Raw genomic sequence first — 24778 nt, 5'->3', positions numbered from 1 at the left:
GATTACAGCACCTCCGGAGCCAGCGAGATGATTTTCATGAAGTTCTTCGCGCGCAGTTCACGAACAACGGGGCCAAAGATACGGGTACCTACGGGCTCGTTGTTGTTGTTCAGGATGACGGCGGCGTTGCGATCGAAACGGATCGCGGTGCCGTCTTCGCGACGGACTTCCTTGGCGGTGCGTACGACGACGGCCTTACGGACGTCACCTTTCTTTACGCGGCCGCGCGGGATGGCTTCCTTCACCGAGACGACAATGATGTCGCCAACGGAGGCGTATTTACGCTTGGAACCACCCAGGACCTTGATGCACTGAACTCGGCGTGCGCCAGAGTTGTCAGCGACATCCAGATTGGTCTGCATCTGGATCATGTGGTTTCTCCCGACCTGTGGGGGCTGGTCTGATTAAATCCCCCAGGGTTTCGACAAATGAAAAATCCCGGAAGCTTACGCTTCCAGAACTTCCCAACGTTTCGTCTTCGATTTCGGCGCGCATTCGATGATGCGTACAGAGTCGCCGACCTTGAAGGCGTTCTTTTCGTCATGAGCCCGGTATTTCTTGGACTTACGAACGGTTTTGTGCAGCAGCGGGTGCTTGAAACGGCGCTCGACCAGCACGGTGATGGTCTGTTCGTTGGCGTCGCTGGTCACGGTGCCTTGCAGGATACGCTTGGGCATCTGATTACTCCTCGGATGCCGCAGCAGCGGCCTTTTCGTTCAGGATGGTTTTGACGCGGGCAGCGTTGCGGCGGGCCGCTTTGATGCCAGCAGTGTTTTCCAGCTGACCGGTTGCCTGTTGAAAGCGCAGGTTAAAGCTTTCTTTCTTCAGGTTGACCAGTTCCTCGCGGAGCTGATCAGGGGTCTTGTCACGCAGTTCTTGGGCGTTCATCGCCTTTTCCTTTGCTCAAAACACCAGAAGGCCCCGTACTCGGGTCACCTTTGACCTGGTGGATGAATGATAGACATACGAATCGCCCGACAACGCCGGGAGACCGCAAGATGCCGCTCTATAGGGGGTTAGGGGTGGGGTGGCAAGGGAAAGTTTGCCATGCGGGAACAGGGAATTTCCCGAAATCAAAAACCCGCTTGTGTCACCGTGTCAGACCCTGGCTATTTGCCACTCTGGTCAATACGGACAGCATCTCGGAAACCTCTTCCGGCGAAAGACGGCCATGACCGTCCAGGAACGCTCCGATGTCACGCCCGGTATATCGCCCCGTCAGCTTCCCTTCCTCAAGGATCAGATTGTTTCGCACGAGCTCCACGGCGGTCACATGGCAAATACGGCATTTCTCGATGAAGATCCCGCCCGAGTCCCGGATAATTCGGAAGTGAGCAAGCAGAACCTCGGCCTTGTCCGGAGTCACCCCGCCATGACCGGAGCGCAGGTAAATTTCGACCGCCCGTCCGGACCGGGCTCCGACCAGCACGCCATCTGACACATTAAGTTCATCCCAAACGAAATCACCGGAATGGGGGGCGTGGCATCCGGAACAGCTGTTTTCGTAGATGCGGTGCGGGTCGACCTCCTGTCCCACAACGCCAGTCGCGCTTGAGACCAGTAGCCCTATGACCAATGTGACAAATCTCAGCACGGTGTGTCCGATCAAACCAGATACGCGGCACTCCGGTCCGACTCATCAGGCAGACCGACGCATTGGAGCGGAGTCTACAACGAGCAGGCTTAAGTGTGCTTGATCCCGATCAATCAAACAGGTGCAGAAGTCAGCCCTGCCAGAAACGGTCAGTCCCACTTATAGTTGAAACTCACCGAAATCCGCTCATCCTCGGACATGTTCATCGGCACCTCGTGGCGCAGCCAGCTTTCCCATAGCAGGACATCGCCCACCTGCGGCTTCATATAGATGAAGGGCTGCAAATCGCGTCGCCCGCCTTTCAGCCGCGTCGGCGCGGCCATCATGCGGCCTGAGCGGGGGTCTTCCAGCTTCAGCGCGCTCGCGCCTTCGGGCATCGCCACATAGGTGGTGCCGGAAATCACACTGTGCGGGTGCAGATGGCTGGAATGCATGCCACCCTCGGGCAGGATGTTGATCCACAGGTCTTCCAGCTTCAGCTCACCCTCACCCAGATCAAACTCCAGATCCTTGGCAAAAGCCGCCACATGGCTGTCCAGCGCTTTGACCAGATCGGCGAATATCGGAAACCGCCAGGGCAGGTCGGTCAGCGAAGCATAGCTGGTGTAACCGGGATAGCCGTTTTCTTCGCACCAGTCCTGACCGGCCTCGTCATCCTCGGCGATGACAAGGCACGAGTTTTCCAACTCCTCCGCATCGATCGGGGGACCAAACTCGGACAAAGAGGCACTATATAGGCGGGTGACGAAGAGTGATTCAATCTGTGGCATGGCGCCGTCTTAACCCAGCCGCGTGGCGAAGGCGATGGCTGTTTTGCGAGGCTCTGCCTCGCGCTCCGGGATATTTGCGGCCAGATGAAGAACGGATCCCCTGCTTCATCTGGCCCAAAATATCCCGGGGGAGGCGCGCGGCACGCGCGACGGGGGCAGAGCCCCCTATGGAAAAACCCCCGCCGGTGTTCCGACGGGGGTCAATCCTGTCACGAGCGGGGGTGCCCCCGGATCGCTTACCAGTCTTCGCGAACCACGACGCGGGTCTTGATCGGCAGCTTCATCGCAGCCAGGCGCAGGGCCTCGCGGGCGATGTCGTCATTGACGCCGTCGATCTCGAACATCACGCGACCGGGCTTGACCTTGCAAACCCAGCGGTCGACCGAACCCTTACCTTTACCCATACGAACTTCGATCGGCTTTGCAGTGACCGGAGTGTCGGGGAAGATGCGGATCCAGACACGGCCCTGACGCTTCATGTGACGCGTCATGGCACGACGTGCAGCTTCGATCTGGCGTGCGGTTACACGCTCAGGCTCGATCGCTTTCAGGCCGTAGGTGCCAAAGTTCAGATCAGAGCCGCCCTTGGCTTCGCCCTTGATCCGGCCTTTGTGCAACTTGCGGAATTTTGTACGCTTTGGTTGAAGCATATCTTTCCCTCCTTAGCGACGACCGCCACCAGCACCACGAGGTGCAGGGCCGTCCTGGAGTTCCTGTGCTTTACGGTCACGTGCCTGCGGATCGTGCTCCATGATCTCCCCTTTGAAGATCCAGACCTTGATCCCGATGATCCCGTAGGGGGTCATCGCTTCGGCATGTGCGTAATCGATGTCGGCGCGCAGCGTGTGCAGCGGCACACGGCCTTCGCGGTACCATTCGGTCCGTGCGATTTCGGCACCACCCAGACGGCCAGCGACGTTCACCCGGATACCCAGGGCGCCCATGCGCATGGCGTTCTGTACGGCACGCTTCATCGCGCGGCGGAACGAAACACGGCGTTCCAGCTGCTGAGCGATCGACTCGGCAACCAGCTGACCGTCAAGCTCGGGCTTGCGCACTTCGACGATGTTCAGGTGCAGTTCGCTGTCGGTCATCGCGGCCAGCTTCTTGCGCAGAACTTCGATGTCTGCACCTTTCTTGCCGATGATGACACCCGGACGTGCGGTGTGGATCGTAACGCGGCACTTCTTGTGCGGACGTTCGATGATCACACGGGCAACACCGGCCTGCTTGCACTCTTTCTGAATGAACTCACGGATCTTGAGGTCTTCCAGAAGAAGATCACCGTAGTCCTTGGTATCTGCGTACCAGCGGCTGTCCCAGGTGCGGTTGACCTGAAGGCGCATGCCGATCGGATTGACTTTATGTCCCATTAGGCTTGCTCCTCAACTTGACGCACCTTGATGGTGATCTCCGAGAACGGCTTCATGATCTTGCCGAAACGGCCACGGGCACGCGGGCGACCGCGCTTCATGACCAGGTTCTTGCCAACCCAGGCTTCGGCGACGATCAGCTCGTCAACGTCCAGGTTGTGGTTGTTTTCGGCATTCGCGATTGCGGACTGCAGGCACTTCTTGACGTCCTGCGCGACGCGCTTGTTCGAGAAAGTCAGGTCGGTCAGGGCCTTCTCGACTTTCTTGCCGCGGATCATTTGCGCAACCAGGTTCAGTTTCTGCGGGCTGGTGCGAAGCATGCGCGTTTTCGCCATTGCTTCGTTTTCAGCCACGCGGCGGGGGTTCTTTTCCTTGCCCATGACTTACTTCCGCTTCGCTTTTTTGTCTGCGGCGTGGCCATAATAGGTCCGTGTCGGCGAATATTCACCGAACTTCTGACCGATCATGTCTTCCGAGACGTTTACCGGGATATGCTTCTGGCCGTTGTACACACCAAAGGTCAGACCCACGAACTGGGGCAGGATGGTGGAACGACGCGACCAGATCTTGATGACTTCGTTGCGGCCCGACTCGCGCGCTGCTTCGGCTTTTTTCAGCACGTAAGCATCGACGAAAGGACCCTTCCAAACAGAGCGAGACATGGATTAACGTCCCTTCTTCTTGGCGTGCCGCGAGCGGATGATCAGCTTCTGGGACGCTTTGTTCTTGTTGCGGGTACGCTTACCCTTGGTGTCCTTACCCCACGGCGTAACCGGCGTACGGCCACCCGAGGTACGACCCTCACCACCACCATGCGGGTGATCGATCGGGTTCATAGCAACACCACGAACCGACGGACGCACGCCCTTGTGGCGCATACGACCGGCTTTACCGAGGTTCTGGTTGCTGTTGTCGGGGTTGGACACGGCACCGATGGTGGCCATGCATTCCTGACGGACCATGCGCAGCTCGCCCGAGCTCAGACGGATCTGAGCGTAACCGCCATCGCGGCCCACGAATTGCGCGTAAGTACCGGCCGCACGTGCGATCTGACCGCCTTTGCCAGGCTTCATCTCGATGTTGTGGACGATGGTACCGATGGGCATGCCCGAGAACGGCATTGCGTTGCCCGGCTTGATATCGGCCTTTGCCGATGCGATGACCTTGTCACCAACAGCCAGACGCTGCGGAGCCAGGATATACGCCTGCTCGCCGTCTTCGTATTTTACCAGTGCGATGAACGCGGTCCGGTTCGGGTCATATTCGATCCGCTCGACGGTTGCCGCGACATCAAATTTGTTCCGTTTGAAGTCAACGATCCGGTAGAGACGCTTTGCGCCACCGCCGCGGCGGCGTGAAGTGATCCGTCCGGTGTTGTTCCGGCCGCCCGATTTGGTCAAACCCTCTGTAAGAGACTTGACCGGACGTCCTTTCCAAAGCTCCGAACGGTCGATCAGCACCAGCCCGCGCTGGCCCGGCGTCGTCGGCTTGTACGACTTGAGTGCCATGCTTTCTGTCTTCCGTTTAGCAAGTGCAGGGGAGGTCCCCCGCTATGTGATAGGCCCCCGTAGGTGCCAAAGGTATAGGGCCCCGAAGGTCCCCGGTTGCAAAATATCTAAGGCCCCGGAACGAATCCGAGGCCGCAAGATTGGGTGCGTTTAGCAGGGTTGGGGGTGGGTGTCTATAGTCACTATTCAAAATTAGGGCACGTTACTTATCGCATCAATTGACTGAAATCTCCCGCCCACCGTTCGGCAAATCTACATCCCTCAGGTCAGGGTAGTTTGGGACAATGTTTGTAAAACTGCCTTCGAAAGTTGTCCGTTTAAGTCACCAAAGTTCTCATACAGCACAATGTTCTTAGCACGAAGATCAAAAGGTATCTCATCTAGGTTGCCTGGCACCCTTGCGGTCAAGATTACAGGCTTGTCCAACATATGAGCTATGCCTAATTCATACATTACGTTCGGGTTTCTGCCGTTCAAGTTGGCGACAATGACTCGGCTTTCCATCATGAGTTTGACGATGTGTTGGAGTATGTCCGATCGCTTTGTTTCGTCACCCCGAAAAACCTGAAAGCCAGCTTCAATTAGGATAGTTCTCATAGCAGAGAATGTCTCTTTTTCGGCGTCCGAGAATGGCGTCAAAATAAATACTTGGTTTGGCTTCTCCTCAACTTTGCCGTCCAAACCTAAAGAACTAAGAAACTTGTTGTCATAACCTTCGTTGATCTTTTGCCCGCTTAAAGCAAGGTGGTTTACTTCTGCAAAATCATCCGGATTTTTTTGAAATCCCATGCCCAGATTAATCAAGCTCTCCTCTAAATCAGCACGCCTATTCGAGAAGCGTGAGTGAAACGCGAGTTCCATAAGTTCACGCTCGATTCGCTCCGACCGAATAGTCTGTCTGTAGAACAGAAGAACGAACACAAGTAAAAACGCACCAACGAACGCGGTGAGTATAATGTAGACAAAATCGCTAGTAGCTATTTCGTTCATGCCGGTACCACCGTGAACAGGAAGTGAGTCACTGAATACGTCAGAACAATATTCGGCAAGTTCCAGCGAATGCACGATCCCCAGTCAGGATTAGCCTTCAGTTGTACCGTAGCAAACACCTTTTTTTTACTTTGCTTCCAACACAGAGCCGACCCGAGTATAACCAATAGAAAAACAAAGGCCCAAGCTTCCTTTGCCATCGACACTTCAAATCCAAGCAAACCGAACTTCAATTCATTAGAAGTGTATCGGGTCGCCATAAAGACCAAAAAAATCAAGATGATGTAGTCCACGAATACTTCCAATAGTATTCCAATGGTCTGCGCCTTGTTCCAGGTTTGCCCAACCGCTCTCTTTGCTAAATTGGACAGCAGCATTCCAAGCACTGGTTCAACGATTGTAATCACTTGGTCTTTCCATGTCTCAATCAACTCACACGGGAAAGCTGCATTAATTCCGACTTGTACGCAATGAGTTTTCTCCGGCTATCCGGCGAGAGATACACACTTTTGGCTTTGGTTGGGCCGTCCAGCTTGCCACCTAACGGAATTTTAGAAATTGCCCAACACAAAATGGTACGCTACTGCTCCAGCGTCTGTTCGCATGAGACACGAAAGTTCACAACGAAAACGTCCCGGCGGGCTGGCGCTTTGGGGACGTTGGCGCCTCGCTAGGAATTCGGAAGTGTCTGGTACCATAAAGCGCGCTGATCAGCTGTTGCAGCGCCACCCCACGGGCAGTCGCTGGCGCGGCTCACGGACCGGTAACCCTGAAAACTCCGCCTGCGCTCGACGCCGCAGAAGACCTCACCCGTAAAGCGCGCGGGCCTCGGCGAAGGACAGCAGTCGGCGGCTTTGCTCATCCCACAGGTGCAGGCGCGCGTTGGCGAGGCTCTCGCGGATGGTCATCCGGTTGCTGTTGGCCAGCTCATCATGGTCGCGCAGTACTTCGGTCAGGCGATAGAACGGAATGCGGCTGTACAGGTGATGCACGTGGTGGATGCCGATATTGGCGGTGAACCACTGCAACACGGACGGCAATATATAATGAGAGCTTCCGTGCAGCGCCGCTTCGTGCAACTGCCAGTCTTCATCGGCGTCCCAATGCGTGTCCTCGAACTGGTGTTGCACATAGAACAGCCATACCCCGGCGGTAGCGGCAATCAGGGTCGAGGGCAGGAAGATCAGAACCATCGGCATCAGCCCGCCAAAATAGTAAATGGCCACAAGCGCAACCAGAATGGCAAGATTGGTGGCCATGGCGCTGACCCAGAACCGGACGCTGTCGGTCAGGCCCAGTGGAAGCCGGTTCTGAAACAGGAACAGATATCCGGGGCCAAAGACAAACAGGGTGATCGGGTTTCGATACACACGATACCAGAACCGGTTCATCGGGGTTTTCGCCTGATATTCAGCCACGGTCAGGGTGTGGATATCGCCCATACCGCGCTTGCCCAGATTGCCGGAACTGTTGTGATGTGTGGAATGCGTGCGGCGCCAGACATCATAAGGTGTCAGCGTCAGAACTCCGATCGTGCGTCCAACCCAGTCGCTGACCGTGCGGTTCTTGAAGAACGCGCCGTGCCCGCAATCATGCTGGATGGCAAACAGGCGCAACAGAAAGGCCGCGTTGAGAACGGAAATCGCAAAAGCCAGCCAATAGCTGACCGACAGCGACATCCAGGACAAGGCCCAAAGCGCGAAGAAGGGGATGATACTGACGCCCAGTTCAAACGCGCTGCGCAGCTGATCGGGTTCGCGATATTTGGCAAGCGTTGTGACCCAGTCACGTGCAGCGGTAGCCCCAGGCTGTGTCCGGGTCGAAAGATTGGTTTCAGTCATGCGCCTGCCAAGTTCTTGTTTGTGGCAATCCGGATAGACTACCGCCCGGTCATGGCAAGCGATATTTGCCAAAATCGCCATATTTCGTGCTCAATTTTCGGTCAGACCCCGGTGAAGGTGTCCTTTTGGGTTCACCTTGCGGGGTCGGTCCCGGGGCTTTGGCCGATCAGGCCAAGCGGCTGGCGATCTACAGGCTTGCCAAGGGGGATCATCGGGCCTATACGCCTGCGGTGGCTTTTTGGCCGCGAGAATCAAAACCAAGAAATGCCGTGTTTGGCCCATCACGCTTCGGGGGTCATATCCGGCTTAGGAGAAGCGAAATGAAACTGAACGAATTGCGCGACAATCCTGGCGCCGCCCCGAAACGCACCCGCGTTGGCCGCGGTCCGGGCTCCGGCAAAGGTAAAATGGGTGGCCGTGGTATCAAAGGCCAGAAATCCCGCTCGGGTGTGGCCATCAACGGCTATGAAGGCGGTCAGATGCCCTTGTACCAGCGTCTGCCCAAGCGTGGCTTCAACAAGCCCAACCGCAAGGAATTCGCCGTCATCAACCTGGGCCTGATCCAGAAATTCGTCGAAGCCGGCAAGCTGGACGCCAACGCTGCGATCACCGAAGACGCTCTGGTTGCGTCCGGTCTGGTCCGCCGCAAGCTGGATGGTATTCGCGTTCTGGCCAAAGGCGAGATCAGCGCCAAGGTTGATCTGGAAGTGACCGGTGCGTCGAAAGCTGCTGTCGAGGCAGTTGAAAAAGCGGGCGGTTCACTGAAAGTCACAAAAGCCGCTGCGGCAGAGTAAGCGCTTGTGAGCGGGCAAAGACCCGCTTACATAGACTTCAGAGTTTTCCAAGACGCCGTCCGAGCCGGAAAACGGTTCCGGGCGGCGTTTGCATAAGAGAGACCGACTTTATGGTATCAGCAGCAGAACAAATGGCAGCCAACACAAGCTGGGCTGCCCTTGGCAAGGCCACCGATCTGCGCAACCGCATCCTGTTCACGCTGGGTTTGCTGATCGTCTATCGTCTGGGCACCTTCATTCCGGTGCCGGGGATCGACGGAGCAGCCTTGCGCGAGTTCATGGAACAGGCGGGGCAGGGCATCGGCGGCATGGTTTCGATGTTTACGGGCGGGGCGCTTGGCCGAATGGGCATCTTTGCCCTTGGCATCATGCCCTATATCTCGGCCTCGATCATCGTACAGCTGCTGACATCGATGGTTCCCGCGCTCGAACAGCTCAAGAAAGAGGGCGAGCAGGGCCGCAAGAAGATCAACCAATACACCCGTTTCGGCACCGTGGCACTGGCCACCGTGCAGGCCTACGGTCTGGCTGTGTCGCTGGAATCGGGCGATCTGGCGACCGATCCGGGCCTGTTCTTCCGCATGTCGACCATGATCACGCTGGTCGGCGGCACCATGTTCCTGATGTGGCTGGGTGAGCAGATCACCGCGCGCGGCATCGGCAACGGTATTTCTCTGATCATTTTCGTCGGCATCATCGCCGAGGTTCCCGCCGCCCTGGCGCAGTTCTTCGCGTCGGGCCGTTCGGGCGCAATCAGCCCCGCCGTGATTGTTGGCGTGATCGTGATGGTGATTGCCGTCATCATGTTCGTGGTCTTCATGGAACGGGCGCTGCGAAAGATCCATATCCAGTACCCACGCCGTCAGGCCGGGATGAAAATCTACGAAGGCGGCTCCAGCCACCTGCCGGTCAAGGTCAACCCCGCGGGCGTGATACCGGCGATCTTTGCCAGCTCGCTGCTGCTGCTGCCGGTGACGATCTCGACCTTCTCGTCGGGCGCTGCAAACGGGCCGGTCATGTCGTGGCTGCTGGCCAATTTCGGCCCCGGACAGCCGCTGTATCTGCTGTTCTTCGCGTCGATGATCGTGTTCTTTGCGTATTTCTACACGTTCAACGTGTCGTTCAAGCCGGATGATGTGGCGGACAACCTGAAAAAGCAGAACGGGTTCGTGCCCGGTATCCGCCCCGGCAAGAAAACCGCCGAGTATCTGGAATACGTGGTCAACCGCGTACTGGTGCTGGGGTCGGCCTATCTGGCTGCCGTCTGTCTGCTGCCTGAAATCCTGCGGGGCCAATTTGCCATCCCGTTCTATTTCGGTGGCACCTCGGTTCTGATTATCGTCTCCGTGACCATGGACACGATCCAGCAGGTTCAGAGCCATCTTCTGGCGCATCAATACGAAGGGCTTATCGAAAAGTCTCAACTGCGCGGCAAAAGCAAGAAACGCGGCAGGAAGGGACCCTCTCGTCGATGAATATCATTCTGTTGGGCCCCCCGGGGGCAGGGAAAGGAACGCAGGCGCGTCATCTGGTTGAAACACGCGGCATGGTGCAGCTCAGCACGGGCGACATGCTGCGCGAAGCCAAAACCTCGGGCACGGAGATGGGCCGGAAGGTTGCGGCGATCATGGATGCGGGCAAGCTGGTCACCGATGAAATCGTTATCGGCCTGATCGAAGAGAAACTGACCACCGAAACAGGCGCCGGTTTCATCTTTGACGGCTTTCCCCGCACGCTGGCGCAGGCCGATGCTTTGGCCGCTCTGCTGACCAAGCTGGGCCAGTCGCTGCACACCGTGATCGAGATGCGCGTTGATGACGACGCGCTGGTGGGCCGGATCACCGCACGCTCAACCTGTGGCGGATGTGGCGAGGTCTATAACGACAACACCAAGCCGATCCCGGCGGATGGCAAATGCACCAATTGCGGCAAGGAAAATGACTTCCAGCGCCGCGCCGATGACAACGAAGACAGCCTGCGCACACGGTTGATGGAGTACTATAAAAAGACCTCGCCGCTGATCGGTTATTACTACGCCAAGGGCGATCTGCGTCCGGTGAATGGGCTGGCGGATATCAAGGAAGTCACCGCGTCGATCGAGGCGATACTGGGTTAGTCCGCCGGGACTTCGTATGATTTATCGAAACGCAGCTGTGCCTCCTGAATTGGAGCCAAAGATTGATCTTTATAGAGATCTTTTGGAAGAGGGGCGCAGCCTTTTCATAAAGTCTACGAAGCGATGGTTCTTGCTTGGATTACCCATCGTTGCATTGTGGCTGTTCTTGGCAGAGTACATTTTGCAGCATATCAGCGTGTCTCTGTTTTACCTCCTTACTGTATTTGGTCTACCTGCTTTGATCACGTGGGATATCCGCCGTAAGCGGGATGCTTTGCAAAACCAGATTTTCGCTATTCAGTATGAGTTTCAACGAAAGGGATTGAGCATCGCTCACGATCCAGGGTCAAACATCAGCGTTGATAAGTGGTCTTAACTGCTCCAAAGTTCGCGATATCTAGGCTTTTGAGTTCTCTGTAATTACCTTCGAGATTGACGGTCCTCGTTTCGGACTTGACGCCAGCGCCAAAAGCCCATATCGACCCCCATCCCTAAAGGGAATCAAGACCGCATGCGGGATTCGTCCCAATTGCCCCGACCACCTCGAATAATACTGGACCCTCTGGCGTCACTGCCACGGTAAAGTGTTGTGAAAAAAGGTTCCGGAGTTACGGAACCGCAACAAAAAGGAAAGTGACACGTGGCACGTATTGCCGGCGTAAACATCCCGACTGCAAAGCGGGTTCCAATCGCCCTCACATATATCACCGGTATCGGCAACACCTCGGCCAACGCAATCTGCGAAGCCGTGGGCATTGAAGCGCACCGCCGCGTCAATGAACTGTCGGATGCCGAAGTTCTGGCCATCCGTGAACATATCGACGCCAACTACACCGTCGAAGGTGACCTGCGTCGCGAAGTTCAGATGAACGTCAAGCGTCTGATGGACCTGGGCTGCTATCGCGGTCTGCGTCACCGCCGCAACCTGCCGGTTCGCGGTCAGCGTACCCACACCAACGCTCGTACTCGCAAAGGCCCCGCAAAGGCCATTGCCGGTAAGAAGAAATAAGGGAGGGTCTGACCGATGGCACGCGATAAGACTCGCATCAAGCGCAAAGAGCGCAAGAACATCGCATCGGGCGTTGCCCATGTGAACTCGACCTTCAACAACACCAAGATCCTGATCTCGGACGTACAGGGCAACGCCATCTCGTGGTCGTCTGCCGGTACCATGGGCTTCAAGGGATCGCGGAAATCTACTCCGTATGCCGCGCAGATGGCTGCGGAAGACGCAGGCAAGAAAGCGCAGGAACATGGCGTCAAGACGCTGGAAGTCGAAGTTCAGGGCCCCGGTTCGGGCCGTGAATCGGCTCTGCGCGCACTGGCTGCCGTAGGCTTCAACATCACGTCGATCCGCGACGTGACACCGATTGCTCACAACGGCTGCCGTCCGCCGAAGCGTCGTCGCGTCTAAGCGATCTGGAATTAAGCTGGGGCTGTGTTTTTGCACGGCCCCAGCACGTCATTTTGAACCTCGGGCGTCTGCACCTTGTTGGTCATGGGGCGCGGGCAGGAATGGAGGGATTACATGATCCACAAGAATTGGGCAGAATTGATCAAGCCGACCCAGCTGGAAGCCAAGCCGGGCAACGACCCTGCGCGTCAGGCGACCCTGGTTGCCGAACCGCTGGAACGTGGTTTTGGTCTGACCCTGGGCAACGCCCTGCGTCGCGTTTTGATGAGCTCGCTGCAAGGCGCGGCCATCACCAGCGTCCAGATCGACAACGTCCTGCACGAGTTCTCGAGCGTGGCGGGCGTGCGTGAAGACGTCACCGACATCATCCTGAACCTCAAGCAGGTTTCCCTGCGCATGGAAGTCGAAGGCCCCAAGCGCCTGTCGATCAATGCCAAAGGTCCGGCAATCGTTACGGCTGGTGACATCAGCGAAAGCGCAGGTATCGAGGTTCTGAACCGCGATCACGTCATCTGTCACCTGGATGACGGCGCCGACCTGTTCATGGAGCTGACCGTCAACACCGGCAAGGGTTACGTTTCGGCTGAAAAGAACAAGCCGGAAGATGCGCCCATCGGCCTGATCCCGATCGACGCGATCTATTCGCCGGTCAAGAAAGTCGCCTATGACGTTCAGCCGACCCGCGAAGGCCAGGTTCTGGACTATGACAAGCTGACCCTGAAGATCGACACCGACGGTTCGATCACCCCCGATGACGCACTGGCCTACGCCGCGCGCATCCTGCAGGATCAGCTGTCGATCTTCGTCAACTTCGACGAGCCGGAATCGGCAAACCGTCAGGACGAAGACGATGGTCTGGAGTTCAACCCGCTGCTGCTCAAGAAAGTGGACGAGCTGGAACTGTCGGTCCGTTCGGCAAACTGCCTGAAGAACGACAACATCGTCTATATCGGCGACCTGATCCAGAAGACCGAAGCCGAGATGCTGCGCACCCCGAACTTCGGCCGCAAGTCGCTGAACGAGATCAAGGAAGTGCTGTCCGGCATGGGTCTGCACCTCGGCATGGATGTCGAGGACTGGCCGCCCGACAACATCGAAGATCTGGCAAAGAAATTCGAAGACGCGTTCTAAGCATCTTCGGCTGCGGCGGCGGGGCCAACCTGCCGTCGCAGGTTTTGTACATTTCGGACCAATGGGGTCTGAAAGCCGGTACAAAACGTACAATCCGGGCAATCCCGCCCCAAGGTGAGCCTCTGACACGCATCGGAGGCCGGACAAAGCAAAACGCGAAAGAAGGAATTGAAAAATGCGTCACGCACGTGGTTACCGCCGCCTGAACCGTACTCATGAGCACCGCAAGGCTCTGTTTGCAAACATGGCTGGCTCGCTCATCGAACATGAGCAGATCAAGACAACTCTGCCCAAAGCAAAAGAACTGCGCCCGATCATCGAAAAACTGATCACCCTGGGCAAGCGCGGCGACCTGCACGCCCGCCGTCAGGCCGCAGCTCAGCTGAAAGAAGACAAAGACGTCGCCAAGCTGTTCGAAGTTCTGGGCCCCCGCTATGCTGAGCGTCAGGGCGGTTATGTCCGCATCCTGAAAGCCGGATTCCGCTATGGTGACATGGCTCCGATGGCGATCATCGAATTCGTCGATCGCGACATCGATGCCAAAGGCGCCGCGGACAAAGCCCGCGCTGCCGCCGAAGAGGCCGCAGCCGAAGAATAAGCACGACGGTCATCGACCTGATGCGCCTGCCCGAGCAATCGGGCGGGCTTTTTTGTGCCTCAGCTAACCAATTGCCTTCATTCGATTTGCGCCATAAGTTCAGGCTGTTATGGCAAGTGAACCCGCAGCAGGATACTCAGGCAAACCGCTCTGGTCGAAACTGGGTTTCAAACCCGGATATGCGGTCCGTACGCTCAACGCTCCTGCCCATTATCCCAACCTGACTGCAGGTGCCGACGGTGTTCTGTTCGACCCTGCAGCCGATCCTGCGGATGCGGTTCACATGTTCCTGAACCATCCGGACCAGATCGCCGAATTGGCCGCTGAGCAAATCGCCCACATACGGAGCGGAGGAATGCTGTGGGTCTCCTGGGCCAAGAAATCTTCGCCCCTGCACGCAGGTGTGACCGAGGATATGCTGCGCAGTGAAATCCTGCCGCTGGGCTGGGTCGACGTGAAGGTTTGCGCGGTTGACGCCGATTGGTCCGGGCTCAAGTTCCTGCGCCGCCGAAGCTGAGCGCGCGGCTTGCATTTATTGCCTTTGCCCCGCATATCCCAAGGATAATCAAATCCGGAGCCCCCATGATCCGCGCATCCTTTATCTCTCTTATGCTTGTCATGGCCCTGCCAGCATTTGCCGAAACCCGCGTCCCGCAATCGCAGTCCGAAATCTCTCTGGGCTTTGCTCCGGTGGTCAAAAAGGCCTCGCCTGCGGTGGTGAATATCTACGCCAAGATCGTGCGGCAGGGGCGGGCCAGCCCGTTTTACTCGGACCCGTTCTTTCGGGATTTCTTTGGCGGCAGCCTGGGAACGCCGCAGCCGCGGGTTCAGAACTCGCTGGGCTCCGGGGTCATCCTGTCTGAAGATGGTTACGTTGTGTCCAACTACCATGTTGTAGGCTCGGCGACCGAGATCAGGGTCGTGACAACCGATCGGCGCGAGTTTTCTGCCACGGTCGTACTGGGGCACGAAGAAAGCGATATTGCGATCCTGCGTCTGGAAGAGGCGCAAGATCTGCCCTACCTGACCCTGCGCGATTCCGATCAGGTCGAGGTTGGCGAACTGGCCCTTGCCATCGGCAACCCGTTCGGGGTGGGGCAGACGGTGTCCTCTGGCATCATCTCGGGCTTGGCGCGTACAGGTACGGCGACGGGCAATGCGCGCGGGTATTTCATTCAGACAGATGCAGCGATCAATCCGGGGAATTCCGGCGGTGCGCTGATTGATGTGAACGGGGACCTTATCGGGATCAACACCTCTATTCTAACACGCTCGGGCGGGTCGAATGGCATCGGTTTTGCCATCCCCGCAAATCTTGTGGCCGAGTTTCTGAAACAGGCCCAGCAGGGCAATGACAGTTTTATCAGCCCCTGGGCAGGCATGACCGGTCAACATATGAGCGCGGATATTGCTGAATCCCTTGGTCTTGCCATCCCGCTGGGTGTTGTCATCTCGGACCTTCATGACCTTAGCCCGCTGCGCGAGGCGGGGCTTAAGGTGGGGGACGTCGTGACCCATGTGGACGGGGACGAAGTGAACTCGCCTGCCGAGATGAAGTTTCGCATGTCCGTAGCGGGGGTGGGGGGGACATCGGTTCTGACACGGCTGCGCGGCACCCAGAGCGAAGAGGTTGAGGTGGCACTGATCAAAGCGCCGGAAACCCCCGCCGCTGAAAAGACGACATTGGATGAAGACACTGTCCTGCCGGGGCTGGTGGTGTCCCGCGTCAATCCTGCGGTGATCTCCGATATGGGCTTGCCACTGTCCCAGACAGGTGTCGTTGTTGTTGATCCCGGCCCCTATGGTGGACGCGCGGGTTTGCGATCGGGGGATATTCTTGAAAGCATCAATTCCAATGACATCGAACGTCCTGGGGATGTGGAGAATGCGCTGACAGATCCGGGTCGTCGTGTGCAGATGGGTCTTCTGCGCGGTGGCCGGTCAGTCTCATTGCGGTTCCGGCTGTAACCCGTGAGCGATCTGTTCGATACCGGGCCAACGGAACCCACCGCTGCGCCACACCGTCCCCTGGCGGACCGGTTGCGCCCGCAGTCACTGGCCGAGGTCATCGGTCAGGAACAGGTTCTTGGCCCGGATGCACCGCTGGGGGTCATGCTGGCGTCAGGCAGTCTGTCCAGCCTGATCTTCTGGGGGCCGCCCGGTGTCGGCAAGACGACGATCGCACGGTTGCTGGCGCAGGAAACCGATCTGCAATTCGTTCAGATCAGTGCGATTTTCACCGGTGTTCCGGATTTGAAGAAGGTTTTCGAAGCGGCCAAGATCAGGCGCCAGAACGGGCAGGGGACCTTGCTGTTCGTGGACGAGATACACCGCTTCAACAAGGCGCAACAGGACGGGTTTCTGCCGCATATGGAGGACGGCACGATCCTTCTGGTCGGGGCAACGACCGAGAACCCGTCCTTTGAGCTGAACGCCGCGGTTCTCAGCCGGTCGCAGGTTCTGGTGCTGGAACGGCTTGGCCTTTCCGATCTTGAACGCCTGACCCAGCGCGCCGAAAAAGAGCTGGACCGCGCGCTGCCGTTGACACCCGCAGCCCGCGATGCGTTGCAGGAAATGGCCGATGGTGACGGGCGGGCGTTGCTGAACCTGATCGAACAGGTCTCGGCCTGGAAGGTGGATGCGCCACTGGACACGGACGCGCTGTCGACGCGGCTGATGCGGCGGGCGGCGAAATATGACAAGTCGGGCGATGAACATTACAACCTGATTTCAGCCCTGCACAAATCGGTGCGCGGGTCCGACCCGGACGCGGCGCTGTACTGGTTTGCGCGAATGCTGACAGGGGGCGAAGACCCGCGCTATCTGGCGCGTCGGATCACACGGATGGCGGTCGAGGATATCGGTCTGGCCGACCCGCAGGCGCAGGCCATCTGCCTGCAATCCTGGGAAACGTATGAGCGGCTCGGCTCTCCCGAAGGTGAGCTGGCGCTGGCGCAGGCGCTGGTCTATCTGGCCCTTGCCCCGAAATCCAACGGTGCTTATGTCGGCTATAAGGCAGCGATGCGGCTGGCCAAGCAATCAGGCAGCGAGCCACCACCCAAACATATCCTGAATGCCCCCACATCACTGATGAAGGATCAGGGATATGGTGCTGGCTATGCGTATGACCATGACGCCGAAGACGGGTTTTCCGGTCAGAACTATTTTCCTGAAACGATGAAACGCCCGGTTCTGTATCAACCGGTCGAGCGTGGGTTCGAGCGTGAGCTGAAAAAGCGCCTCGATTACTTCGCCAAGCTTCGGACCCAGCGCAACAGCTAGGCTGGCTGGGAATGTATTGACCGCGCCGAGAAGTGGCGGGTGGCGCTGAGCCCCCACGAACGCCAAAGGTTCCTGTCTGATACCTTGACTCTTGCCGCGTTGCGCGCGAGAGACCCCCATGATTTCTGGGACACGGACAAAGACGCAATCCGGGCGGATCACCCGCGCGGCGCAAGGGGCAATGGCATGAGTGGCGTACAGATGATTACAGTCGCTGAAGGGGACGGCGATCAGCGTGTGGACCGCTGGTTGCGCCGCCTGTTCCCGCATGTCAGCCAGGGCCGCATCGAAAAGATGTGCCGCAAGGGAGAACTGCGTGTGGATGGCAGCCGGGCCAAGGCCTCGACCCGATTGGAGGTCGGTCAGGTGGTTCGTGTGCCGCCGTTGCCGGGGCCTGATCACAAACCGGTTGAGGTCAAGCATCGTATCTCGGATGCGGATGCCAAGATGATCCAGTCCTGCGTGATCTACCGTGATGATCACATTCTGGCCCTGAACAAACCGCAGGGCCTGCCGGTACAGGGCGGCAGCGGGCAGACCCGGCATGTCGACAGCCTGTCCGAGGCGTTGCGGTTTGGGTATGACGAAAACCCGCGTCTGGTTCATCGCCTGGACAAGGACACGTCAGGAGTTCTGCTGCTGGCCCGCACGCGCGAAGCCGCAAAGGGGCTGACAGCCGCTTTCCGCCACCGCGACACGCGCAAGATTTACTGGGCGCTGGTTGCAGGTGTTCCCACGCCATATCTGGGTGAAATCAAGACGGGTCTTGTGAAAGCAGCTGGTCATGGCGCCCACGGCGAGGGTGAAAAGATGATCCCCGTCCATATGAACGAGATCGACAGCACCCCCGGTGCGAAACGGGCACATACACATTATGCGACCCTCTACCGGGTGGCCGGGCGCGCCGCTTGGGTGGCGATGGAGCCAATCACGGGCCGCACCCACCAACTGCGCGCGCATATGGCAGCGATCGGTCATCCGATCATCGGCGACGGCAAATATGGTGGCTCGGGGCAGGAAAACCTGGGTGATGGCTGGGGCGCGCAACTGGGTGGGATCATCAGCAAAAAGCTGCATCTGCACGCGCGGCGACTGTCATTCCTGCATCCGATAACGCGCAAACCGGTAACGGTGACTGCGCCCTTGCCGGAACATATGAAACACAGCTGGGACACCTTCGGCTGGACCGAGGATCTGGCCGCCGACGACCCGTTTGAGGCGCTGCAATGAGCGCACCGCTGCGGCTGGTTTTGTTTGATGTCGATGGCACTCTGGTCGACAGTCAGGGCAGTATCGTTCACGCCATGACCACCAGCTTTCAGGCCGCTTCGGTCCCTGTACCGACGCGAGAGGTGATCCTGTCCATTGTCGGGCTGTCCCTGCCACATGCAATCGCACGGTTGGTGCCGGACCAACCTTCCTCGGTCCAGAACGATCTAGTTGAAGGGTACAAGGAAGCTTATCATGCGCATGGCTTGGATTTGGGCGCGGCCAGCTCTCCGCTCTATCCCGGTGCGAGAGAGGCGATTGAAGCTTTGCACGCCGTGCCCGAAGTGCTTCTTGGGGTGGCAACCGGCAAATCCCAGCGCGGACTTGATGCGTTGATCGAAGTGCATGGGCTTGAGCGCTACTTCGTCACCCGGCAGGTCGCCGACCACCATCCGTCGAAACCGCATCCTTCCATGGTGCAGGCCGCGTTGGCCGAGACCGGTGTCGAATCCGACTGCGCGGTGATGGTCGGCGATACAAGCTATGACATGGACATGGCTGCCGCTGCCGGGGTGCGCGGCATCGGCGTGGCATGGGGGTACCATGATCGGTCTGCTTTGACCTCGGCCTTCTGCGTGATTGAGACCTTTGACCAGTTGCCCACTGCGCTGGCCGGGATATGGAACTGAAACATGAGTGACTGGAAACCGAAACGCTTCTGGAAAGAAAGCCGGATTACCGAGGTCGACGGCGGGTTTACGGTTGAACTGGATGGCCGCCGCGTCAAGACCCCTGCCAAAGCGGCGTTGATCCTGCCGACCCGCGCCATGGCCGAAGCGGTTGCGTCAGAATGGGATGCCCAGCAGAAAGAGGTAGATCCGTCGACGATGCCATGCACCCGTTCGGCGAATGCGGCAATCGACAAGGTTCGGTCCCAGCACGGGGAAGTTGCCGATATGCTTGCGGATTACGGCGATTCTGATCTGCTGTGCTATCGAGCGACACATCCAACAGAGTTGCAGGAACGTCAAAGCGCCGAATGGGATCCGGCACTGGACTGGGCCGAGGCTGCGCTGTCTGCTCGCTTGCAGCCGGTTATAGGTGTGTTGCACAAGCCGCAATCTGCCGCTGCCCTGTCGGCGCTGCGTGCTCGCGTCCATGCGCTGGATGCGTTTCAACTGGCGGCGTTCCACGATCTGGTCAGCTTGTCAGGGTCATTGATTCTCGGGTTTGCGGCGGCCATGGATTGGCGCGAACCGGCCGAAATATGGCGCATTTCGAGGCTGGACGAAACCTGGCAGATCGAACAATGGGGTCACGATGACGAGGCCCATGCGGTTGCCGAAACGAAGAAAGCCGCATTTCTGCATGCTAAACGCTTCTTTGATATGTCGGTTTGATCCTTATTTTCCGATTTTTGGCCAAATGTTCAAATTGGTTGGGGTCTGATCCATCGTTTTCGATGATCCGACCCTTGACGTTTGTTTATGAATACGCCCAAACTCAGTGCCACTAAAGGGGAGACACCTTTGGAGTAACCTATCCGGCATCCACTTGCCGGGCAGAGCCGCCTCTGATGGGGCGGGAAATCAGGAAGAGGTAAAAATGAAAAAATCCGTAATCTTGGGCGCGGCAACGATTGCCGGTCTTGCTGCTGGCGCAGCCGTGGCAGGGACCGTTGACGACGTTAAAGCGCGCGGCAAGCTGAACTGTGGTGTGACCACCGGTCTGGTTGGCTTTGCTGCTCCTGACGCCAATGGCGAATGGCAGGGCTTTGACGTATCTCTGTGCCGTGCCGTTGCTGCTGCTGTTCTGGGCGATGCAAGCGCGGTAGAATTCGTTCCGACCACCGGTAAGACACGTTTTACCGCTCTGGCCTCGGGCGAGATCGACATGCTGGCGCGGAACACCACCTGGACCTTCAGCCGCGACGTCGACCTGAAGTTCGAATTCACCGGTGTGAACTACTATGACGGTCAGGGCTTTATGGTTCCCAAGGCACTGGGCGTAAGCTCGGCCAAGGAACTGGACGGCGCAACCGTTTGTATCCAGACCGGCACCACAACCGAGCTGAACCTGGCGGACTTCTTCCGTTCGAACAACATCAGCTACGAACCGGTTCCGATCGAAACCAACGCCGAAGCACAGCAGCAGTACCTGGCTGGCGCATGTGACGTTTACACCACCGACGCTTCGGGTCTGGCGGCAACCCGCGCCACATTCGAAAACCCCGGTGATCACATCCTGCTGCCTGAAATCATCTCGAAAGAGCCGCTGGGCCCGCTGGTCCGTCACGGCGACCACGAGTGGGGCGACGTTGTGCGCTGGACTCTGAACGCGCTGATCTCGGCTGAAGAACTGGGCGTAACCTCGGCCAATATCGATGAACTGGCCGCTGGCACCGAAAACCCCGAAATCAACCGCCTGCTGGGTACCGAAGGCACCCTGGGCGAGATGCTGGGTCTGAACGCTGACTGGGCAGCCAAGGCGATCAAAGCCGGCGGCAACTATGGCGAAGTGTTTGCCAAGAACATCGGTGAAGAAACCCCGATTGGTCTGGCACGCGGCCTGAACGCACAGTGGACCGAAGGCGGCCTGCTGTACTCGCCGCCGTTCCGCTAATATCGACGGAGAAGGGCGCAGGGCAACCTGCGCCCTTTTTCCATCCATAAGAATCACGCCCGTACGGTTTTGAGCAGGGATCAACTCTGCCGACATATTTACGGGATGCACGGGGATATACATAGGTCATGACGACTCTCACTGACCCGCCGAAGGAGCAGTTCCGGCTGTCCATGCTCCTTTATGATACGCGGTACCGATCTGCGACCATCCAGGTCATTGCAATGATTGGTTTTATGCTTCTGGCAGCCTGGATCATCTCCAATACCATCCAAAACCTCGAAGCGCTTGGAAAACCGGTTGAGTTCGGCTTTTTCGCAGAACCGGCCAGTTACGATATCAACCAGCGCTTGCTTGAATACGATTCGCGCGACAGTCACTTGCGCGCGGCCTTTATCGGCTTGCTGAACACGCTGGTTGTGGCGGTTCTTGGTTGTATCACAGCAACGATAGTCGGTGTTTTGGTTGGTGTTCTGCGCCTGTCCAACAACTGGCTGGTTGCGCGGATCATGACCGTCTATGTCGAGATGTTCCGCAACGTACCTGTGCTGCTGTGGATCGTTCTGGCCATGGCCATTCTGATCGAAAGCCTGCCAGCACCAAGGGCGTTCCGCGGAGAAAACCCAGAAGCCACGATGAATCTGTTCGATTCTGTCGCGGTGACCAATCGCGGGGTCTATATCCCGGAGTTCCTGTTCTCGCGCAGCCTGGGTGATATACACATCTTCGGTGCGTCGAGCCTGCGGTTCGATATCTCGCTGGACCTGATCGCCATTCTGATCGTGCTTGGTGGCAGCATCTTTGCGATGCGCAAGGTGTCCGCCTGGGCACAAGCCAAGCAAGAGGCATCCGGTGATCGTCCGACTATCTGGCACATCCAACTGGGTATTCTGTTTGTGCCGATGATTGTCCTTCTCACCATCCTGGGGTTTCACCTTGGTTTCCCTGAGCTGAAAGGCTTCAACTTTACCGGCGGCACACATTTGCGTAACTCGTTGATCGCGCTGTGGCTGGCCTTGTCGCTTTACACGGCGGCCTTCATCGCCGAGATCGTTCGTGCGGGTATCCTGGCCATCTCAAAAGGCCAAACCGAAGCCGCATCGGCGCTGGGTCTGCGCCCGGGCCGGACCATGCGCCTTGTGATCCTGCCGCAGGCATTGCGGGTGATCATTCCGCCCATGATCTCGAACTACCTGAACCTGACCAAGAACTCGTCACTGGCGATCGCGGTCGGATATATGGACATCACGGGGACCCTTGGCGGCATCACCATGAACCAGACCGGTCGCGAGCTGGAATGTGTTCTGCTGTTGATGCTGGTCTATCTGTCCATCTCGCTGAGCATCTCAGGGGTGATGAACTGGTACAACAACCGTGTAAAACTGGTGGAGCGGTAATATGAGTGATGTTTCATTTGTCCGCACGGAAATGCTGCCCGAGCAGGCACCGCCTGCTTCCGAGGTCGGTGCGCTGGGATGGGTCAAGCACAACCTGTTCTCAAGTTGGTTTAACACGATCCTGACGGTGGTTTCGCTTTATGCGATCTACTACGTGCTGTCAGGTGTTCTGCCATGGATTTTCCAGTCCGTGTGGAATGCCGACTCTCTCAACGAGTGCCGCGAGATCATGATGGCCACCTGGGGGTCGACCCATGGGCACGCCTGCTGGGCGGTTATCAATGACCGATGGTTACAGTTGCTGTTCGGCTTCTATCCAAGCCATCTGTACTGGAGACCGATCCTTGCGCTGGTTCTGTTGCTGGTCGCATTGGCGCCGGTTCTGTATTCGGACCGCGTCCCAACCAAGATGCTGATCTTCACGGCAATCTACCCGTTCCTGATGCCGTTCCTGATGTGGGGCGGAACCATCTGGGGGCCAATCTCGGCCGCGCTTGGGTTTGTCGTCGGTTGGTTCGTGTATTCGGTCCTCAGCAAGCAGGTGAGTGAACTGGTGGGTATGATCGGTGCGGTCGTTGCCGCAGTGATCTGGTGGCTGGTGCTGTCCAGCTATTTCACGGGCGCGTTGGACTCGGTTCTGCCGATTGGCATCGAAGCTGTTGAAAGCCGTCAGTTCGGTGGTTTCATGCTGGCGATCCTGCTGGGCGTTGTGGCCATTGGTGTCTCACTTCCGATCGGTATCGTTCTGGCGCTGGGGCGTCAGTCGGACCTGCTAATCGTCAAATACCTGTGCGTGGGCTTTATCGAGTTCATTCGCGGTGTGCCGCTGATCACCTTGTTGTTCGTGGCGTCGCTGCTTCTGAACCTGTTCCTGCCGCCAGGCACCAACTTTGACATCATCTTGCGGGTGATGATCATGATGACCCTGTTCTCGGCGGCCTACATGGCCGAGGTGATCCGGGGTGGTCTGGCTGCCCTGCCACGAGGACAGTACGAAGGCGCCGACAGTCTGGGCCTGAACTACTGGCAGGCGCAGAGGCTGATCATCATGCCGCAAGCCCTGAAAATCTCAATTCCGGGCATCGTGAGCACATTCATCGGGATCTTCAAGGATACGACGCTGGTGTCGATTATCGGGTTGTTCGACGTGATCGGATTGGCATCTGCTATCCGCGCCGACACAGCCTGGAACGGCATCTATTGGGAACTGTTCGCGTTCATCGCGTTCCTGTTCTTCATCGTCTGCTTCTCTATGTCCCGTTATTCCATGTATCTGGAGCGCAAGCTTCAGACTGGCCACCGTTAAGGAGTTCAACACATGTCTGAACTTGCAATTGACCGCGAAATCGACCGTTCCAAAATGCAGGTGAGCGACGAGGTCGCCATCGAAATCACCAACATGAACAAGTGGTACGGTTCCTTTCACGTGCTGCGCGACATCAATCTGACCGTCAATCAGGGCGAGCGGATTGTTATTGCGGGTCCGTCCGGGTCAGGGAAATCTACCCTGATCCGCTGCCTGAACGCGCTGGAGGAACACCAGCAGGGCACGATCATCGTGGATGGGACCGAGCTGTCGAATGACCTCAAGAACATCGACAAGATCCGGTCCGAGGTTGGCATGGTGTTCCAGCACTTCAACCTGTTCCCGCACCTGACCATTTTGGAGAACTGCACGCTGGCCCCGATCTGGGTGCGCAAGACGCCTAAGAAAGAGGCCGAAGAGCGCGCGATGCATTTCCTTGAAAAGGTGAAAATCCCCGAGCAGGCCGACAAGTATCCTGGTCAGCTTTCGGGTGGTCAGCAGCAGCGTGTGGCGATCGCCCGCTCGCTGTGCATGATGCCGCGGATCATGTTGTTCGATGAACCGACATCAGCGTTGGACCCCGAGATGATCAAAGAGGTGCTCGACACCATGATCGAACTGGCCGAAGAAGGCATGACCATGCTCTGTGTGACCCACGAGATGGGCTTTGCCCGTCAGGTCGCCAACCGCGTGATCTTTATGGATGCCGGTCAGATCGTGGAACAGAACGAACCTGAAGAGTTCTTCAACAACCCGCAAAGCGAGCGGACCAAGCTGTTCCTCAGCCAGATTCTGGGACACTGAACGTTTCAAGATAGTGGAAAGGCGGGGTT

The 24778-nt window shown here is 57.7% G+C and carries 30 protein-coding genes; 17 read left to right on the top strand and 13 right to left on the bottom strand.

Annotated elements, in window-relative coordinates:
• Positions 1–2: 2 nt before the first annotated feature.
• The 13 genes from rplN to ACR3E2_RS10575 form a co-directional block, all read right to left on the bottom strand.
• Entirely contained in the window at positions 3–371 is a 369-nt protein-coding gene (rplN, locus tag ACR3E2_RS10635) for a 50S ribosomal protein L14 (RefSeq protein ID WP_005621870.1), read from the bottom strand.
• A gap of 75 nt (positions 372–446) precedes the next feature.
• Positions 447–677, bottom strand: coding sequence for a 30S ribosomal protein S17 (gene rpsQ / locus ACR3E2_RS10630; RefSeq protein WP_209505845.1), 231 nt, complete (start codon positions 675–677; stop codon positions 447–449).
• Positions 678–681: 4 nt separating this feature from the next.
• Positions 682–888, bottom strand: a complete 207-nt coding sequence (gene rpmC / locus ACR3E2_RS10625; RefSeq protein WP_209505847.1) for a 50S ribosomal protein L29 — start codon at positions 886–888, stop codon at positions 682–684.
• A 202-nt stretch (positions 889–1090) separates the two neighbouring features.
• Complete coding sequence (locus ACR3E2_RS10620; RefSeq protein WP_480484775.1) at positions 1091–1594, bottom strand: hypothetical protein; 504 nt, start codon at positions 1592–1594, stop codon at positions 1091–1093.
• Between the two features lie 149 nt (positions 1595–1743).
• A complete protein-coding gene (locus ACR3E2_RS10615) occupies positions 1744–2364 on the bottom strand; it encodes a 2OG-Fe(II) oxygenase family protein (RefSeq protein WP_480484774.1) in 621 nt (206 codons plus the stop codon).
• Between the two features lie 236 nt (positions 2365–2600).
• On the bottom strand, positions 2601–3014 hold the full coding sequence (gene rplP, locus ACR3E2_RS10610) for a 50S ribosomal protein L16 (RefSeq protein ID WP_267364819.1): 414 nt from the start codon (positions 3012–3014) through the stop codon (positions 2601–2603).
• Positions 3015–3026: 12 nt separating this feature from the next.
• The gene (gene rpsC, locus ACR3E2_RS10605) at positions 3027–3737 is read right to left on the bottom strand and encodes a 30S ribosomal protein S3 (protein ID WP_209505853.1); all 711 of its coding nucleotides are present in this window, start codon (positions 3735–3737) and stop codon (positions 3027–3029) included.
• On the bottom strand, positions 3737–4117 hold the full coding sequence (gene rplV, locus ACR3E2_RS10600; RefSeq protein ID WP_039538267.1) for a 50S ribosomal protein L22: 381 nt from the start codon (positions 4115–4117) through the stop codon (positions 3737–3739). Before rplV ends, rpsC begins: the two co-directional genes overlap by 1 nt.
• Positions 4118–4120: 3 nt before the next feature.
• Positions 4121–4399: a 30S ribosomal protein S19 gene (rpsS, locus tag ACR3E2_RS10595; RefSeq protein WP_005980699.1), complete on the bottom strand. Its 279-nt coding sequence runs from the start codon at positions 4397–4399 to the stop codon at positions 4121–4123.
• Between the two features lie 3 nt (positions 4400–4402).
• Positions 4403–5245: a 50S ribosomal protein L2 gene (gene rplB / locus ACR3E2_RS10590; protein WP_170531634.1), complete on the bottom strand. Its 843-nt coding sequence runs from the start codon at positions 5243–5245 to the stop codon at positions 4403–4405.
• Between the two features lie 261 nt (positions 5246–5506).
• Complete coding sequence (locus tag ACR3E2_RS10585; RefSeq protein WP_480484773.1) at positions 5507–6235, bottom strand: hypothetical protein; 729 nt, start codon at positions 6233–6235, stop codon at positions 5507–5509.
• Positions 6232–6642 carry a hypothetical protein gene (locus tag ACR3E2_RS10580; RefSeq protein WP_480484772.1) on the bottom strand — a complete coding sequence of 137 codons (411 nt, stop codon included), beginning with the start codon at positions 6640–6642 and terminating at the stop codon, positions 6232–6234. The genes ACR3E2_RS10585 and ACR3E2_RS10580 overlap by 4 nt, the downstream gene beginning before the upstream one ends.
• Positions 6643–7041: 399 nt before the next feature.
• Complete coding sequence (locus tag ACR3E2_RS10575; protein WP_480484784.1) at positions 7042–8076, bottom strand: fatty acid desaturase; 1035 nt, start codon at positions 8074–8076, stop codon at positions 7042–7044.
• Positions 8077–8396: 320 nt separating this feature from the next.
• Between ACR3E2_RS10575 and rplO the strand changes: the two genes are divergently transcribed.
• The 17 genes from rplO (at position 8397) to ACR3E2_RS10490 (ending at position 24749) form a co-directional block, all read left to right on the top strand.
• Positions 8397–8870, top strand: a complete 474-nt coding sequence (gene rplO / locus ACR3E2_RS10570; RefSeq protein WP_480484771.1) for a 50S ribosomal protein L15 — start codon at positions 8397–8399, stop codon at positions 8868–8870.
• A gap of 110 nt (positions 8871–8980) precedes the next feature.
• Positions 8981–10345 carry a preprotein translocase subunit SecY gene (secY, locus tag ACR3E2_RS10565; protein ID WP_209505860.1) on the top strand — a complete coding sequence of 455 codons (1365 nt, stop codon included), beginning with the start codon at positions 8981–8983 and terminating at the stop codon, positions 10343–10345.
• On the top strand, positions 10342–10986 hold the full coding sequence (locus ACR3E2_RS10560; protein WP_209505861.1) for an adenylate kinase: 645 nt from the start codon (positions 10342–10344) through the stop codon (positions 10984–10986). The genes secY and ACR3E2_RS10560 overlap by 4 nt, the downstream gene beginning before the upstream one ends.
• Before the next feature lie 640 nt (positions 10987–11626).
• A complete protein-coding gene (gene rpsM / locus ACR3E2_RS10555; protein ID WP_209505862.1) occupies positions 11627–11995 on the top strand; it encodes a 30S ribosomal protein S13 in 369 nt (122 codons plus the stop codon).
• Positions 11996–12010: 15 nt separating this feature from the next.
• The gene (gene rpsK / locus ACR3E2_RS10550) at positions 12011–12400 is read left to right on the top strand and encodes a 30S ribosomal protein S11 (RefSeq protein ID WP_170462414.1); all 390 of its coding nucleotides are present in this window, start codon (positions 12011–12013) and stop codon (positions 12398–12400) included.
• Between the two features lie 114 nt (positions 12401–12514).
• Complete coding sequence (locus ACR3E2_RS10545) at positions 12515–13531, top strand: DNA-directed RNA polymerase subunit alpha (RefSeq protein WP_480484769.1); 1017 nt, start codon at positions 12515–12517, stop codon at positions 13529–13531.
• A 175-nt stretch (positions 13532–13706) separates the two neighbouring features.
• Complete coding sequence (gene rplQ / locus ACR3E2_RS10540) at positions 13707–14129, top strand: 50S ribosomal protein L17 (RefSeq protein WP_480474043.1); 423 nt, start codon at positions 13707–13709, stop codon at positions 14127–14129.
• Positions 14130–14238: 109 nt separating this feature from the next.
• The gene (locus ACR3E2_RS10535; protein WP_480484768.1) at positions 14239–14646 is read left to right on the top strand and encodes a hypothetical protein; all 408 of its coding nucleotides are present in this window, start codon (positions 14239–14241) and stop codon (positions 14644–14646) included.
• 65 nt (positions 14647–14711) lie between these two features.
• The gene (locus ACR3E2_RS10530; protein ID WP_480484767.1) at positions 14712–16097 is read left to right on the top strand and encodes a trypsin-like peptidase domain-containing protein; all 1386 of its coding nucleotides are present in this window, start codon (positions 14712–14714) and stop codon (positions 16095–16097) included.
• Between the two features lie 3 nt (positions 16098–16100).
• Complete coding sequence (locus ACR3E2_RS10525; protein WP_480484766.1) at positions 16101–17411, top strand: replication-associated recombination protein A; 1311 nt, start codon at positions 16101–16103, stop codon at positions 17409–17411.
• A 186-nt stretch (positions 17412–17597) separates the two neighbouring features.
• On the top strand, positions 17598–18641 hold the full coding sequence (locus tag ACR3E2_RS10520) for an RluA family pseudouridine synthase (RefSeq protein WP_209505873.1): 1044 nt from the start codon (positions 17598–17600) through the stop codon (positions 18639–18641).
• Positions 18638–19309 (top strand): HAD-IA family hydrolase, encoded by a 672-nt coding sequence (locus ACR3E2_RS10515; protein ID WP_480484765.1) that lies wholly within the window; start codon positions 18638–18640, stop codon positions 19307–19309. Before ACR3E2_RS10520 ends, ACR3E2_RS10515 begins: the two co-directional genes overlap by 4 nt.
• A 3-nt stretch (positions 19310–19312) precedes the next feature.
• Complete coding sequence (locus tag ACR3E2_RS10510) at positions 19313–20020, top strand: ATP12 family chaperone protein (RefSeq protein WP_480484764.1); 708 nt, start codon at positions 19313–19315, stop codon at positions 20018–20020.
• 205 nt (positions 20021–20225) lie between these two features.
• Positions 20226–21242 (top strand): amino acid ABC transporter substrate-binding protein, encoded by a 1017-nt coding sequence (locus ACR3E2_RS10505; RefSeq protein WP_480474036.1) that lies wholly within the window; start codon positions 20226–20228, stop codon positions 21240–21242.
• Positions 21243–21370: 128 nt separating this feature from the next.
• Positions 21371–22639 (top strand): amino acid ABC transporter permease, encoded by a 1269-nt coding sequence (locus tag ACR3E2_RS10500; protein WP_480474035.1) that lies wholly within the window; start codon positions 21371–21373, stop codon positions 22637–22639.
• 1 nt (position 22640) lies between these two features.
• Positions 22641–23945: an amino acid ABC transporter permease gene (locus tag ACR3E2_RS10495; RefSeq protein ID WP_480484763.1), complete on the top strand. Its 1305-nt coding sequence runs from the start codon at positions 22641–22643 to the stop codon at positions 23943–23945.
• A 12-nt stretch (positions 23946–23957) separates the two neighbouring features.
• Entirely contained in the window at positions 23958–24749 is a 792-nt protein-coding gene (locus tag ACR3E2_RS10490) for an amino acid ABC transporter ATP-binding protein (RefSeq protein ID WP_480484762.1), read from the top strand.
• Positions 24750–24778 lie beyond the last annotated feature (29 nt).

The organism is Ruegeria sp. AL7 (assembly GCF_056536105.1).
This window is presented reverse-complemented; position numbering and strand designations above follow the sequence as displayed.

Excerpts from the sequence above, each read along its gene's own strand:
- rplN (WP_005621870.1), bottom strand. The coding sequence starts at position 371 with ATGATCCAGATGCAGACCAATCTGGATGTCGCTGACAACTCTGGCGCA.
- ACR3E2_RS10530 (WP_480484767.1), top strand. The coding sequence starts at position 14,712 with ATGATCCGCGCATCCTTTATCTCTCTTATGCTTGTCATGGCCCTGCCA.
- ACR3E2_RS10515 (WP_480484765.1), top strand. The coding sequence starts at position 18,638 with ATGAGCGCACCGCTGCGGCTGGTTTTGTTTGATGTCGATGGCACTCTG.
- rpsK (WP_170462414.1), top strand. The coding sequence starts at position 12,011 with ATGGCACGCGATAAGACTCGCATCAAGCGCAAAGAGCGCAAGAACATC.
- ACR3E2_RS10490 (WP_480484762.1), top strand. The coding sequence starts at position 23,958 with ATGTCTGAACTTGCAATTGACCGCGAAATCGACCGTTCCAAAATGCAG.
- rpsS (WP_005980699.1), bottom strand. The coding sequence starts at position 4,399 with ATGTCTCGCTCTGTTTGGAAGGGTCCTTTCGTCGATGCTTACGTGCTG.
- rplQ (WP_480474043.1), top strand. The coding sequence starts at position 13,707 with ATGCGTCACGCACGTGGTTACCGCCGCCTGAACCGTACTCATGAGCAC.
- rplP (WP_267364819.1), bottom strand. The coding sequence starts at position 3,014 with ATGCTTCAACCAAAGCGTACAAAATTCCGCAAGTTGCACAAAGGCCGG.
- ACR3E2_RS10500 (WP_480474035.1), top strand. The coding sequence starts at position 21,371 with ATGACGACTCTCACTGACCCGCCGAAGGAGCAGTTCCGGCTGTCCATG.
- ACR3E2_RS10615 (WP_480484774.1), bottom strand. The coding sequence starts at position 2,364 with ATGCCACAGATTGAATCACTCTTCGTCACCCGCCTATATAGTGCCTCT.
- ACR3E2_RS10535 (WP_480484768.1), top strand. The coding sequence starts at position 14,239 with ATGGCAAGTGAACCCGCAGCAGGATACTCAGGCAAACCGCTCTGGTCG.
- rplB (WP_170531634.1), bottom strand. The coding sequence starts at position 5,245 with ATGGCACTCAAGTCGTACAAGCCGACGACGCCGGGCCAGCGCGGGCTG.
- secY (WP_209505860.1), top strand. The coding sequence starts at position 8,981 with ATGGTATCAGCAGCAGAACAAATGGCAGCCAACACAAGCTGGGCTGCC.
- ACR3E2_RS10520 (WP_209505873.1), top strand. The coding sequence starts at position 17,598 with ATGAGTGGCGTACAGATGATTACAGTCGCTGAAGGGGACGGCGATCAG.
- rpsQ (WP_209505845.1), bottom strand. The coding sequence starts at position 677 with ATGCCCAAGCGTATCCTGCAAGGCACCGTGACCAGCGACGCCAACGAA.
- rpsC (WP_209505853.1), bottom strand. The coding sequence starts at position 3,737 with ATGGGACATAAAGTCAATCCGATCGGCATGCGCCTTCAGGTCAACCGC.
- ACR3E2_RS10560 (WP_209505861.1), top strand. The coding sequence starts at position 10,342 with ATGAATATCATTCTGTTGGGCCCCCCGGGGGCAGGGAAAGGAACGCAG.
- ACR3E2_RS10545 (WP_480484769.1), top strand. The coding sequence starts at position 12,515 with ATGATCCACAAGAATTGGGCAGAATTGATCAAGCCGACCCAGCTGGAA.
- ACR3E2_RS10510 (WP_480484764.1), top strand. The coding sequence starts at position 19,313 with ATGAGTGACTGGAAACCGAAACGCTTCTGGAAAGAAAGCCGGATTACC.
- ACR3E2_RS10585 (WP_480484773.1), bottom strand. The coding sequence starts at position 6,235 with ATGAACGAAATAGCTACTAGCGATTTTGTCTACATTATACTCACCGCG.
- rplO (WP_480484771.1), top strand. The coding sequence starts at position 8,397 with ATGAAACTGAACGAATTGCGCGACAATCCTGGCGCCGCCCCGAAACGC.
- ACR3E2_RS10505 (WP_480474036.1), top strand. The coding sequence starts at position 20,226 with ATGAAAAAATCCGTAATCTTGGGCGCGGCAACGATTGCCGGTCTTGCT.
- ACR3E2_RS10575 (WP_480484784.1), bottom strand. The coding sequence starts at position 8,076 with ATGACTGAAACCAATCTTTCGACCCGGACACAGCCTGGGGCTACCGCT.
- ACR3E2_RS10495 (WP_480484763.1), top strand. The coding sequence starts at position 22,641 with ATGAGTGATGTTTCATTTGTCCGCACGGAAATGCTGCCCGAGCAGGCA.
- rpmC (WP_209505847.1), bottom strand. The coding sequence starts at position 888 with ATGAACGCCCAAGAACTGCGTGACAAGACCCCTGATCAGCTCCGCGAG.
- rplV (WP_039538267.1), bottom strand. The coding sequence starts at position 4,117 with ATGGGCAAGGAAAAGAACCCCCGCCGCGTGGCTGAAAACGAAGCAATG.